Origin of the sequence: Microcoleus sp. PH2017_24_DOB_U_A (assembly GCF_020738205.1) — a bacterium.
In the GTDB taxonomy this organism is placed as follows: Bacteria; Cyanobacteriota; Cyanobacteriia; order Cyanobacteriales; family Microcoleaceae; genus Microcoleus.
This window is the reverse complement of record NZ_JAEQCT010000059.1, coordinates 29,381-42,127: the sequence shown is the minus strand read 5'-3', so window position 1 is coordinate 42,127 and position 12,747 is coordinate 29,381. Positions and strand designations below refer to the sequence as shown.

At 45.0% G+C, this 12,747-nt stretch carries 11 protein-coding genes; 7 read left to right on the top strand and 4 right to left on the bottom strand.

The window, feature by feature from the left end; translation table 11 throughout:
- Positions 1–173 precede the first annotated feature (173 nt).
- From gatB to JGK07_RS17445, 7 genes are all read left to right on the top strand, one after another.
- Positions 174–1,664, top strand: a complete 1,491-nt coding sequence (gatB, locus tag JGK07_RS17470; protein WP_293190915.1) for an Asp-tRNA(Asn)/Glu-tRNA(Gln) amidotransferase subunit GatB — start codon at positions 174–176, stop codon at positions 1,662–1,664.
- Between the two features lie 1,225 nt (positions 1,665–2,889).
- Positions 2,890–4,056, top strand: coding sequence for a pentapeptide repeat-containing protein (locus JGK07_RS17465; protein WP_293211846.1), 1,167 nt, complete (start codon positions 2,890–2,892; stop codon positions 4,054–4,056).
- A gap of 38 nt (positions 4,057–4,094) precedes the next feature.
- Entirely contained in the window at positions 4,095–4,448 is a 354-nt protein-coding gene (locus tag JGK07_RS17460; RefSeq protein ID WP_366934305.1) for a Uma2 family endonuclease, read from the top strand.
- Positions 4,449–4,465: 17 nt separating this feature from the next.
- On the top strand, positions 4,466–4,615 hold the full coding sequence (locus JGK07_RS33220; protein WP_366516964.1) for a hypothetical protein: 150 nt from the start codon (positions 4,466–4,468) through the stop codon (positions 4,613–4,615).
- Between the two features lie 134 nt (positions 4,616–4,749).
- Positions 4,750–5,295, top strand: a complete 546-nt coding sequence (locus JGK07_RS17455) for a Uma2 family endonuclease (RefSeq protein WP_293290974.1) — start codon at positions 4,750–4,752, stop codon at positions 5,293–5,295.
- Between the two features lie 220 nt (positions 5,296–5,515).
- Entirely contained in the window at positions 5,516–6,154 is a 639-nt protein-coding gene (locus tag JGK07_RS17450) for a Uma2 family endonuclease (protein ID WP_293179883.1), read from the top strand.
- A 148-nt stretch (positions 6,155–6,302) separates the two neighbouring features.
- A complete protein-coding gene (locus JGK07_RS17445) occupies positions 6,303–7,493 on the top strand; it encodes a pentapeptide repeat-containing protein (RefSeq protein ID WP_293179880.1) in 1,191 nt (396 codons plus the stop codon).
- 129 nt (positions 7,494–7,622) lie between these two features.
- Here JGK07_RS17445 and JGK07_RS17440 read toward each other — a convergent pair whose 3' ends face one another.
- The 4 genes from JGK07_RS17440 to JGK07_RS17425 all read right to left on the bottom strand — a co-directional run bounded on the left by JGK07_RS17440 (position 7,623) and on the right by JGK07_RS17425 (position 12,642).
- Positions 7,623–7,817 (bottom strand): hypothetical protein, encoded by a 195-nt coding sequence (locus JGK07_RS17440; RefSeq protein ID WP_293179877.1) that lies wholly within the window; start codon positions 7,815–7,817, stop codon positions 7,623–7,625.
- Positions 7,814–8,158: a hypothetical protein gene (locus JGK07_RS17435; RefSeq protein WP_293179874.1), complete on the bottom strand. Its 345-nt coding sequence runs from the start codon at positions 8,156–8,158 to the stop codon at positions 7,814–7,816. Before JGK07_RS17435 ends, JGK07_RS17440 begins: the two co-directional genes overlap by 4 nt.
- A gap of 281 nt (positions 8,159–8,439) precedes the next feature.
- The gene (dpdE, locus tag JGK07_RS17430) at positions 8,440–11,775 is read right to left on the bottom strand and encodes a protein DpdE (RefSeq protein ID WP_293225573.1); all 3,336 of its coding nucleotides are present in this window, start codon (positions 11,773–11,775) and stop codon (positions 8,440–8,442) included.
- A gap of 195 nt (positions 11,776–11,970) precedes the next feature.
- Positions 11,971–12,642 (bottom strand): glutathione S-transferase, encoded by a 672-nt coding sequence (locus tag JGK07_RS17425; protein ID WP_293190925.1) that lies wholly within the window; start codon positions 12,640–12,642, stop codon positions 11,971–11,973.
- Positions 12,643–12,747 lie beyond the last annotated feature (105 nt).

Below are 12,747 nucleotides of genomic sequence, written 5' to 3'. Positions count from 1 at the left end.
AATACTCCCAAGTCGGTTTCGTCAATAAACAAAATCCTTTTAACCAAATTTTGGGACGGGCTAGAAGCCCATCCCACAAGAAAAAAGATTTTTGTGGGATGGGCTTCTAGCCCGTCCTAACTATTTTTGTAAGAGGTCTAATCTTAAAGTTATTCAGTCTTTATAGGTCTCTTATGACTGCTGCTACATCAGTTAAAACTCAGTACGAAGCTGTTATCGGTCTCGAAACTCACTGTCAATTGAGTACGAATACTAAAATTTTCTCCAGCTCTTCTACAGAATTTGGTAATGCTCCAAATACTAACATTGACCCAATTTGTATGGGGATGCCTGGAGTGTTGCCAGTATTAAATCAAAAAGTGCTGGAGTATGCAGTGAAGGCAGGGCTAGCTCTCAACTGTCAAATTGCACCTTATAGTAAGTTTGACCGCAAGCAATATTTCTATCCCGATTTGCCAAAAAATTATCAAATTTCTCAGTTCGATTTGCCGATCGCTACTAACGGTTCAATAGAAATTGAACTGGTGGACGAGACAGGCAATTCTACTAGAAAAAAAATCGGAATCACTCGCTTGCACATGGAGGAAGATGCAGGGAAATTGGTTCACGGCGGTAGCGATCGCCTCAGCGGTTCTACTTATTCAATGGTAGATTACAACCGCGCCGGCGTGCCTTTAATCGAAATTGTTTCGGAACCGGATTTGCGAACGGGCGCGGAAGCTGCCGAGTACGGTCAAGAATTGCGCCGGATCGTGCGTTATATCGGTGTCGGCGACGGGAATATGCAGGAAGGTTCCCTGCGCTGCGACGTGAATATTTCGGTGCGCCCCGTTGGCAGAAAAGAGTTCGGCACGAAGGTGGAAATTAAAAATATGAACTCTTTTAATGCGATCGAACGGGCGATCGATTACGAGATCGAGCGGCAAATTCAAGCGATCGAAAATGGCGAAACCATCATCCAAGAAACGCGGCTTTGGGATGAAAACAAGCAGTGTACTTTCAGTATGCGGATTAAGGAAGGTGCGAGCGATTACCGCTATTTCCCGGAACCGGATTTGCCTCCGATCGAAGTTTCGGCAGATCAACTGCACGATTGGAAAGCTCAACTGCCGGAATTGCCAGCAGAAAAACGATACCGCTACGAAACTCAACTAGGTCTTTCTCCCTACGACGCGCGGGTTTTGACTGACGACAAAGCGGTGGCTGAGTATTTTGAAAAGTCGATCGCCGCCGGTGCTGTGGCTAAAGGCGCTGCGAATTGGGTGATGGGCGATATCACTGCTTATCTGAAAAATGAGAAACTGGCGATCGCACAAATTCCTTTCCAACCGCAGGATTTGGCCGAACTGCTGGGGCTAATTGATGCTGGCACGATCAGCGGCAAAATCGCTAAGGATATTTTGCCGGAGTTACTAGCAAACGGCGGTTCGCCTCAGAAGTTGGTTGAAAGCAAGGGTTTGATTCAAATTTCTGATACAGGGGCGATCGATCGCGCGATCGATGCAGTGTTGGCCGCCAATCCCAAGGAGCTCGAACAGTACCGGGCTGGCAAAACTAAGCTGCTGGGCTTTTTCGTCGGCAAGGTGATGAAAGAAACAGGCGGCCGGGCAGATCCCAAATTGACCAATGAGTTGCTGGCAGCCAAGCTTAACAGCCCAGCCTAAGCAGTCGTTAAAGGAGTCGTGTAGCGGATAGAGTGGCGGGCGATCGGTTTTTCCTGAGCCCGTCCTTCCCGCTTCATGGTAACTTTACAATTAAGTATACATTTCTTGACAATATCTTCACATTTAGGGGTATCACCCCTCATGCCTGTTGTGTTATATTCTGTTATGTAGATGCACCCTGATGGCAAGGAGAGTTACTTCCGTAGCTCTCTCTTTTTTTTGTCTTTTTTTTGTGGGACACGGACGTGAAAATACGGATGAGCGGTTTCTGGAAGGTTTCAATCGTGGTATCGTGTAGCGGATAGAGTAGCGGGCAATCGGTTTTTCCTGAGCCCGTCCTTCCCGCTTCATGGTAACTTTACAATTAAGTATACATTTCTTGACAATATCTTCACATTTGGGGGTATCACCCCTCAGTCCTGTCGTGTTATATTGTGTTATGTAGATGCACCCTGATGGCAAAGAGAGTTACTTTCGTAGCTCTCTCTTTTTTTGTCTTTTTTTTGTGACTACGGTCGTAAAAATACGGATCGCAAGATTCTGGCTGGACAAATGCCGAATAATCGCAGCAGGAAAATGCTAAAGACAGTCAGAAATAGACAATAAGAAGCTGGCAATCTTGATATGTAAAGGTTTGAGGCGTTTGGGCTAGCTATACTTCTTCATGAAAATTTTATATAAGATGGTGTCACCCCTCATCCCTAATGTGTTATAGTCTGTTATGTAGATGCACCCTGATGGCAGGGAGAGTTACTTCCGTAGCTCTCTCTTTTTTTTTGTCTTTTTTTGTGGGGCACGGACGTGAAAATACTGATGAGCGGTTTCTGCTTGGAAGAATCCCGAATTGTGGAACCGCGAGGACGCTTGTCACGAAGGAAGATACCTGAAGCAACTGCCAATCTTCAGCCCGCAAGGTTTAAATCGTTGCGCCAGCTATACTTTTTCATCAAAGCCTGACAAACTGGGCTTCGCCCCTCATTCTCAATATGTTATATCATGTTACAGAGATGCACCCTGATGGTCGGGAGAGTTACTGAGGTGACTCTCCTTTTTTTGTCTGAATGGGGAGAATGGGAGAGGGGACAATGGCGAGAGTTGGCCATACTGATTGCCGATTACCCATTAGCAATTACCCATTAGCAATTACCCATTAGCAATTACCCATTAGCAATTACCGCTGGAAGTCGATTAATATCAACTTGAGTTATTAAGTGATTTTGACAGCATGAGCGAACAAGCTAGCGAGCTAATCAAGCAAGGGATTTTGCAATATCAGGCGCACCAATTTGAGGCGGCGCTGGATTCTTGGCAGGAAGCCCTGACGCTGTATCGCTCAATGGACGATAAGCGCCGATCGGGTGCAGCGTTGGGTAATATGGGCGTGGCTTACGAGGCGCTCTTGAATTACGATCGCGCGATCGACTGTTATCAGCAGCATTTGGTGTTAGCGCGGGAAATTGGCGATCGCCGGGGCGAGGCAAATGCTTTGGGAAATCTGGGCAATGCTTGCTGTGCCCTTGAAGATTTTTCTGGTGCTATTGATTACCAGCAGCAGCGTTTGGCGATCGCGCGAGAGACTGGCGACTTTCGCGGAGAGTTGGAAGCTTTGGGCAATTTGGCCCTGGCTTGCGATGCTAATGGAAATTTGCCCGATGCGATCGAGTGTTATCAGCAGCAATTGTCGATGGCGCGCGCCCACCAGGACGATCGCGTTGAGCGCAGTGCTCTCAAGAGTTTGAAGCTGGCTTACAAATATTTAGCCGATTACGAGAAAGCCGACGAGTACCGACAGCAGCAATTGGCGATCGTGCGGGAACTGTTTTTAACCGACAAACATCATGATTTTGTCCAACTTGCAGAAACAGTTGGTTTGAATCCCGTCGAAGATTTTGCCGGAGCTGATTTAAGGAATTTTGACTTGAACTACGCTGATTTGAACGGTGCAGATTTACGCGAAACCAACCTCCAAGGTGCAGATTTGACCTTGGCAGATCTCAGCGGTGCTTTGCTGAGTTCTGCTATTTTAATTGATGCTACTTTGTGCAATGCTAATTTGCGGGATGCTGAACTCAGCAGTGCCAATTTAAGCGGTGCAGATTTGCGAACCAAGCTGCCGAGGGCAAATTTAACCGGTGCAAATTTAACCGGGGCTAATTTGAGCAGTGCTTATTTACCGAATGCAATTTTAGTTAATGCGAATTTGACAAACACTGATTTCAAAAATGCTGACTTGAGCGGTGTTGATTTGAGCGGTGCAAATTTAAACGGTGCAGATTTAAGCCGCGCTGATTTAAAAAATGTGGTAGTGGAGAATGCGAGGTTTGTTGGTTGTTTGGGGATTTCGGAAGGGGTCAAAGTTGAGTTGAGGGCGCGGGGCGGGATTTTCGAGTAAAATGGGAATGTTGGTAATTGTAGAGGGGAATAAAAGCTATGACTGCCGTAACTGCAAAACGATTCTCGATCGCCGAATATCACCGTTTGGCAGAACTGGGATTTTTTGAATTCGATAACCGATTTGAATTGATTCGCGGAGAAATTATCAAAATGGCTGCTAAAGGTAGGCTTCACTCGGTTTGTAACTCAATGTTATTTGGAGAATTGTACGTGTTGATGGCAAGACGTGCTTGCGTGCGCGGTCAGGAACCGATTATTTTGCCTACTGATAGCGAACCTGAGCCTGATGTTGTGATTGCTCGCAGTCGCTCTGACAATTATGTATCTTCTCACCCCGAAAGTGCTGATATTTTGTTGGTGATTTTGCTGATTATTGGATATTTAATTTAGTAGATATTCAATTGGAAATGCACAGCGAACCTTATCAGAAACAAAGAGGTGGTTTCGATTATCGAGTAAAACGAGTGGTTTTGCCAAATGAGGTTGTGGTAATTCCAGGTTTCCCAGAGTTGTCTCTCGATTTATCTGCGGTATTTCCGGCGCAGATGGGTGAGTGAAGCTGAGGAGTGCGTAGGCGCAAGCCGGGGCGCAGCCATCGACAAACTCTTCGGACAATTACTGTTATGAGCTACCGCACTCTATTCATTGCCAATTCTTGAATCGAAAATCATATTATAGAATAACAAAAGCTATGACTTTCGCTACAGCAAAACGATTCTCGATCGCCGAATATGACCGTTTGGCAGAACTGGGATTTTTTGAATCCGATAACCGATTTGAATTGATTCGCGGAGAAATTATCAAAATGGCGGCAAAAGGTAGGTTTCATTCGGTTTGTAATACTCTTTTAGTTGAGGAGTTAATCATTTTACTGGCAAGACGCGCTCGCGTGCGCGTACAGGAACCGATTATTTTGTCAGATGATACCGAACCAGAACCTGATGTAGTGATTGCACGCAGTCGCTCTGACAATTATGTATCTTCTCACCCCGAAAGTGCTGATATTTTGTTGGTGATTGAAGTTTCTGATTCTACTTTGAAATTTGCTGATTATTGGATATTTAATTTAGTAGATATTCAATTGGAAATGCACAGCGAACCTTATCAGAAACAAAGAGGTGGTTTCGATTATCGAGTAAAACAAGTGGTTTTGCCAAATGAGGTTGTGGTAATTCCAGGTTTCCCAGAGTTGTCTCTCGATTTGTCTGCGGTATTTCCGGCGCAGATGGGTGAGTAGAAAAGATTGTAAAAGTCCTGTTAATCAAATTTCAGGACGGGCTAGAAGCCCATCCCACAATTTTTTTTCTTGTGGGATGGGCTTCTAGCCCGTCCGAATTATTTTTGTAATTCAGGTCTAGTAAAGATGCTACTGCGATCGCCCGAATTGATGGTATAATCCAAAAGTGCGATGGCTAAGCCCCGGCTTGTGCCTACGAACTACTCAGCAAAATACCACTATGCCCGCTGAAAATCTCACCTCGCCAGGCCAAAATATCCAGTTATCGGGTATCAGTTGGCAAACCTACGAAACCTTGCTCGCCGAATACATTGACCGGCCGCTGCGGCTGAAATACAATGGTGGCAATCTAGAGATTCTGGAACCTTCACCAGAACACCAATTTTACAAAACAATAATCGGCAGATTTGTGGAAACCCTGGCTGAAGAATTCGGACTGAACATTGCAGCCGTCGGTTCCACAACTTTTAAGCGTCCAGAACTCAGCAGTGCAGAACCAAATGAATGTTTTTACATCCAGAATTTATCTGCAATTAAAGGAATAAAAAGAATTGACACGAAGGAAAGTCCGCCACCTGATTTAGTAGTGGAACTCGATCTCACGAGTTACTCGGAAAATAGCTTGCAAGTTTATGCTGATGTCGGCGTGCCGGAAGTTTGGATTTATAACGGCGAACGCCTGATTATCAATAGATTAGAAAATAGAGCATACGTTTCGTGCGATCGCAGTTTAGCATTTCCCACTGTACCTATTTTAGAAATTGTCGGTTTTTTGCAACAGGCGGAAACAATGGATTATTTAGAATTAGTTCAAGCATTTCGGAATTGGGTAAAAAACCAAATACTACCAACCAATTAAGCTAAGGTGCATTATAGGTGTCGCAAACCAACGATAAATTATCACAGATAAAAATTCGATCAATAGTTTGGCTCAATAGTGATAAAATAAAATAAAGCACTCGTCAAAATCTCCATCACAGTCTGGCAGAGCCAGCACTTCTACCGATATGCGATCGCTAGAGTCTCACAACAAATACCCAGATTGCTTGTGGATGCAACTAGAAGCAATTCCAGTGCCATCAGTTGCAGCCCAAACCCAGCAGCTTGACATTCACTTGAGCCTCAATTTTAACGAGCATTGGGAACCGCTGCTGGGCGGCCGCGTTAAATTTGGTCTGCAAGGCGGAACGCTCAAACTAAATCTGGAAAACTGCGAAATTCCGGTAGCATCGCGTCAATTAGTGGGTGATTTTGAGCTGTCGCCCATCGACAGCAGTACAGAGATTTTGTCAACCGAAAGTCAGCGGGAAGTTCGAGACAACGAGAAGGCGGAAAAAATCCAGGAAACTGACTGCACGTTTTGTCATGTTTCCACAATCGGCGACGATACAAAACCCGCTTGGATTTTTTCATTAAAACGGGGAAAACAAATATTAAAAGGTTTGCTAAAAAGTGTTAAACTGGGAGAATTTCCCGCCAAACCATTGCGGATTGCAGCGGCTTTTGAAGTTGCGAAAGAAGATATTTATCTCACAGATGCGGAGGGTTTGTGGCCGCACGATATTACGCCAAATCAACATTCGGTTTTAGAAAGAATCCTGACTGTATATTTAGCAAATAAGCTCCAACCGGCTCTCAGTTGGGCGCTATTGTCTTACAATTTGCCTGCGGTGGAACAGCCTGAGGTGGAAATTATCGCGCCAGCCGAAGCCGAGTTGCAGGAAATGGTCGATCGCATTATAGCTGCTGAAACCGATGATTTTGTAGAACTGGCAACAATCGCCAATCTCAATCCCGCACTGGATTTCGCGGGCGGTAGCTTGCGCGGGACGAGTTTAAGTGCAGTGGATTTTAGTAGTGCAAATCTCCCGGCGGCAAATTTCCGGGGTGCAAACTTAAACGATGCCGATTTCAGCGACGCCAACCTGCAAAACGCTAAATTCGGCGGTGCAGATTTGAGTGGCGCTTTCCTCGGAAATGCAGATTTGAGCGGTGCAGATTTGTACCGCGCCAGTCTGGCTTTAGCAAACCTCAGCGGTGCCGATTTTAGTCGCGCAAATCTGCTCGAAGTTAACCTAACAAATGCTAATTTCAGCGGTGCGAATGTCAAGTCAGCGAGGTTTGGGAATAACTCGGGACTTGCGGAAGATGTCAAGCTAAATTTACAGCAGCGGGGAGCAATTTTTGAGGATGTTTAGCCCGTAAATGCCAGATCCCGTTCATCCATCCGCATCCATCGTGGCACGGGCCCAAAAGCCTGTGCGATAGATCGGTTCAAAAAATATCGCTCGCGTTTCTTAAACTTTTTGTGGCTTTGGCTAATAAATTTACAATTCTGCTGTAGAGCTATTGAGCGATCGCCTGACTCGATTCAATCTTTGCAGGCGAAGCTGTTCTGCCAGTAGCGTATTAATTTCTCCTAATTCTAAATTGACTTCTTGAACCTCCATACGAGTTCGGCGGAGGTTAGCTAGCAAACGTTTAGATGTTTCTGGATCGGGGATGCGCGGTTGTTTATTCATGGCAAGTTGTATTCCATCTTAACTTCTTCAATACTACGCTCCAGTGCCGGAATCCTTGCTTGGGTTCGTGCTATAGCTCGTTCTAGTAATTGTAGCATATCACCAGAGGCAACAGGTTGAGCTTGGGCAATTTGAAGCTGGATAGTAGATAGTTGAGAGTAGGAAGATTCAGCATCATCGGCTGCACTTTTCATTTCATCTAGTGCCGCAATCGTTGCCTCGGTCTCTCCAAATAGTTCAAAAATGGTTAATTCCAAGGCAGAAGCTTCATTAACAATATCTAAAGCCTGCTGTTTTAATTGATTTATAATTTCAGTAGTTCTTGATGGTAAATCAGCCATATTTACACCCCTAAAATTAAGTTATTGCCATAAAAATTTAACATACCATAGTGTAATCGATCAACATCCGAAGCAGTTCACAATCATACATACCGAAATCCTTTTCATCCATCAGCGTCCATCGTGGCACGAACCCAAAAGCCCGTGTTCCCGAATCGGTTCAAAAAAGAGCGTGAAGCGAAGCTATCTTCCCGCAAGGGTTCGGTGAAGGGTAGGGAATCGCCCTCAAAAAGAGCGATGGCTACGCCCGGGCCCCGGCCTACGCACTTCACCAAAACAAATTATCCCTCATCCTCCGATTTCACAGGAGCACGCCCAGAAATCACAATAAATCCTACCGACTCAAGAGTTAGGTGCGGGTGGCGAATTCCCGCTAAAACCGCTTGACTCAACAAACTTTCGGTACTAATTTCATCAGCCAAAACTGATTCTAAAAGCTGTTCCGATTTAGAAAGTCGATTCAAACGTAATTGCAATTGATTTACCCGATTTTTGAGTTGAATTGCAGCACTGGTAGCAGAATTATTGCACATTTCGACAAAAGCCTCGCGCCCGCGCAGCAATTCCTCCGATACCACCCGCCCCTTCTGACAAAAATCATCCCAATCCAGGGAATCTACAAAATTGTCAATCAGCGACGTGCGATTTTTAGACAAATTGTAATCCCGATTCGGGCCGCCTTTCCCTTTATAACCCCGCTGCAAAATTGCCAAAACTTCCGCATCTTCTACCAGAGACATTTGTTCGCTGCGAGCATCTACATACACAGTTTCAAAAATTGGCAAAAACAGAGCATCAGCGCGCCGTTGCAAAGCTTTTAAATTGTAATTTTCGATGTTTTGTGCTTGCAAAACTTGAGCAGCAGGCTGCACATCAGTTTGAATTGAATAATTAAACTGAAAGCCGAACCATTCCTTCCCCTCCGCAGCATCCCAACTTTCATCGTGACGCCACATCGCAAAAGCTTGACCCCGATCGTCCCAGCGAACATAGGCGCCCAGTGCATCAATTAATCCCTCGCCAGTTCGATAAAGAACGACATCGGTATTTTGATGAGCAATACGCCGATTGTAACTACCGTATTGCTGACAATAGGGAACTAATTGAGTTGTCAAATCCTTGGAGGGAATTAAGGTTTTTTGAGTAGGTTGATAGCGCACCAAACCAGAGATACTGGGATGTTCGACTTGTTTGAAATGGAGGGCTTGACACAACCAACCTTCCGCCGCCCGCTGCATTTCTTTATGGCGTGCGTCGCAGTTGTCGAGGGATTCAAAATACTGAGATGCGCTGTCATCAAGAATATCAATTTCATCGAGGGCGTATTGTTCATCGATTTTGATTTTCTCTTGTTCGATTTCAGTTTTAATCGATTCAAGTTCGCTTGATAGGCCTTTTGCTCCTTCAGTAAACAACTTTTCTTCAAGTGTAATCAGTTTGGTTTCGGCATAAAACTGAAGGCTGGCGATCGATTTGTTGAAGATATCAAACCCGTTTTTTAAGACTTGAAACCAAGCTTCGTGGGGGCTATCGGGCATATCCGGGCCTGCAAACAAACAAAATTGCACTCCCATTTTGCTACCAATGCGATCGACTCTGCTGAGTCTTTGTTCTAGCTGGTTGGGAAACCACGGTAAATCGAAGTGGACTAACCAATCTATAAATTGTAGGTTGACGCCTGTTTCTGCCGATCGATCGCACACCAAGACAAAACAATGCGGTTCAGTCTTAAACCGATGGAGATTCGCCTCCACATCATCCGCTGATTTGGTCATGTCATGGCTGGCGATCGCCTTTTTACCAAAGATTTTAGCTAAATTTTCCGCAATCTCTTGACAAGTCGTCGTAAAACTGGTGAAGATCGCAATTTTCGGGAAACGTTCGCCCGGAATCGGCCGTTTAATTTGCTGTTGAATTCTGGAGAGCAAATCGCGAGGATTGCTGTGATATTCGCGCGGAACCTTCAATGCAACTGCGAGAAATCGCAAAATAGCGATTCGTAACAAACCCAGTCGATCGAACCCTTCCTCGACCTTTGACACAGTGTTGAGCAAGGTTTCCAGCAGTTCCCTTTCTTCGGAAAACAGCGCAGTTCTGGTCAAAATTGCGGTGTCGCTTTGTCCAAATTCGCGATCGAGCTCTGGACTAGATTTTTTCTGCAAGCGAGCTTTGATAACCCGTTCCAAAACATTCAACCAAGTACCGGAAGCGCGGAAAAACAGCAGAAAAATTCTCTGATATTCGCTAGATTTGGGAGCAGCAGCGCGCCATTTATCGAGTACAGTTTGAATTTCAGACCACTGTTCGTCATTCAGATCGTACTCGGCTTTAGGTACTGTATCGCGATCGAAAATCACATCTTCCACCGCATCCCGGCGGTTGCGGAGAATGCGGCGGTGCAGGCGGTAGGTATCTCTAACGTGGGTGCGAATAGTTCGGATCAGGCGAGATTTTTCTTCGGTTTCTTTGGTTTTTAGGCTTTTTTCTAATTCCTTTGCCAATGCGATTAAATAATCATCTTTAGCAAAAAGAGTGCGAAGTTGAGCAAGTTTTGTTTGCAAAACAGCAGGCTGTGTTGTCTCTCGGAAATCGAGTAAAGTTCGACCAATTTCTTGACGGTTCTGCACCTGTGCTTTGAAACTTTGTAAATCGTCAACACGGTAGGTTGTGGGGTCTAGCAAGTGCAGCATCGTGAGAAAATCTTGCTCGCGGCCGATGACTGGCGTTGCAGATAATAACAATAAATTTTTGCTTTTATGAGCTAGTTTCTGGCAGAGTTCAAAGGATTGTTGTTGATTGCGATCGCTCGAATTAGCCATGGCTGCGAGTTCTTGCGCTTCATCAACAATCAAAAAATCTAGGTTAGCATTGCGGCTAATTTGATTGATTTCGCTCAAAGAAACAAGCTGCACTCGATCGGCAAAATGAGACAAATAGAATTTATTTTCTAACTCTTGCCGCCACTGTTCGAGCAGGTATTTGGGAACGATTACCACAGCGCGCCCGTTAGCATCGTCTAGCAAGAATTGGCGGAGAATTGTTCCCGCTTCTACTGTTTTCCCCAGTCCAGCTTCATCTGCCAACAAATAGCGCACGATTGGGTCTTCTAGGACGCGCCGCACGACTTCAACTTGGTGCGGGTACAGGTCTATGTTAGCAGAAATTAAGCCCGTCATGCCGCGACTGACGGCGCGCTGTTCGATCGCAGATTGGACAAAAGCCAAACGGCGATCGTGAAAATAGGGAGTTTCTTGGCCTTTAACTGCTAAAATGTCGATCGGATCGGCGATCGGGATATTGCAGCGAACGTAAAGCTCGGCTTCGACAGCTTGCAAACTTTGGCTGTCGGGGAGGTCAATTTCGTACTCTAGTTTATCTTCATCCCAGTCATAAACTCGGCCAATTATCCACCTTTCCTGACTTGTACTCCAGAGGTAGCAGCGGGTTTGACGCTGAAGTCGGGCTTCTTGTAGCAAACTGAGGGGTACAGTTTTGCGGATGCGGTTTTTTACTGAGCAAAAATATTCAACTATGGCATCGGGGTGGGATACCTCGACAACTTTTCCGATTCCCATATCGTTTTTGGGCGATCGAACTAATGAACCAACATCAATCATAATTTTAGCCTGACAATATCTGTTAGAATACACTAACGCCTGAGGGAATAGAATAACATTACATATGAGATTTATTGCATAAATTTTTGATGGATAGGTAAACCGCAGATATCCGGCAGATTAACACAGATAAACGCAGATAATTTTAAGAATTGATAACAAATGAAAGCAATCTTATCTGTTGATTGAATATAATTACGATCGCCCAAAAATAACGGTGGGATTCCCCGATTCCCATTTGGGGTATTTCTGCATCACACTGGCGTAAATTTCCGAGTCGGTGAAGGCTGTCAACCAAGCTTGTAGGGGAATCCAAGGCTGTTCCTCGAACCAAATTTTATCGGTATGGGCGAATTGACGGACAAAAGGTGCGATCGCCATATCAGCCAATGCTACATTATTACCAAACAAATATTTATTCTTGATTAACTTAGCATTGAGTTTCCCCAGATATAAAGCACATTCATCGCGATGTGCTTGAGCATCAACACCAGCATAACGCTCAGGGTATTTATAACGGTCAAGATGATATTTAAACCCATAATCAAATTGAGAGATAAGTTCCAGCATTTCTGCAACAGAACCTTCCTTTGGCCTCAACCATTTTTCAGGATCGTGTTGTTCCAACGCCCACAACATGATATCGATACTTTGATCGAGTACGCGCCCGTCAACATCAATCAATATCGGTACTGTACCTTTCGGAGATACGTCTAACATTTCTTGTGGTTTGTCTCGCAAAACAACTTCCCGCAACTCACACGCGCGATTGCTAATCATCAGCGCTAAACGTGCGCGCATAGCATAGGGACAACGGCGGAATGAATATAAAATTGGATATATTGGTGACATATAGTCATTGGGCATTGGGCATTTCTTGGTACGTAGTTGCGATGCAAGCGCTCTTGGGGCTCAAGCCCAACAACATACCTTTCTTGGTACGTAGTTGCGCTTCAGCGCTCTTGGGGCTCA

Coding starts and splice junctions, on each gene's coding strand:
- gatB (WP_293190915.1), top strand. CDS start 174: ATGACTGCTGCTACATCAGTTAAAACTCAGTACGAAGCTGTTATCGGT.
- JGK07_RS17465 (WP_293211846.1), top strand. CDS start 2,890: ATGAGCGAACAAGCTAGCGAGCTAATCAAGCAAGGGATTTTGCAATAT.
- JGK07_RS17460 (WP_366934305.1), top strand. CDS start 4,095: ATGACTGCCGTAACTGCAAAACGATTCTCGATCGCCGAATATCACCGT.
- JGK07_RS33220 (WP_366516964.1), top strand. CDS start 4,466: ATGCACAGCGAACCTTATCAGAAACAAAGAGGTGGTTTCGATTATCGA.
- JGK07_RS17455 (WP_293290974.1), top strand. CDS start 4,750: ATGACTTTCGCTACAGCAAAACGATTCTCGATCGCCGAATATGACCGT.
- JGK07_RS17450 (WP_293179883.1), top strand. CDS start 5,516: ATGCCCGCTGAAAATCTCACCTCGCCAGGCCAAAATATCCAGTTATCG.
- JGK07_RS17445 (WP_293179880.1), top strand. CDS start 6,303: ATGCGATCGCTAGAGTCTCACAACAAATACCCAGATTGCTTGTGGATG.
- JGK07_RS17440 (WP_293179877.1), bottom strand. CDS start 7,817: ATGAATAAACAACCGCGCATCCCCGATCCAGAAACATCTAAACGTTTG.
- JGK07_RS17435 (WP_293179874.1), bottom strand. CDS start 8,158: ATGGCTGATTTACCATCAAGAACTACTGAAATTATAAATCAATTAAAA.
- dpdE (WP_293225573.1), bottom strand. CDS start 11,775: ATGATTGATGTTGGTTCATTAGTTCGATCGCCCAAAAACGATATGGGA.
- JGK07_RS17425 (WP_293190925.1), bottom strand. CDS start 12,642: ATGCCCAATGACTATATGTCACCAATATATCCAATTTTATATTCATTC.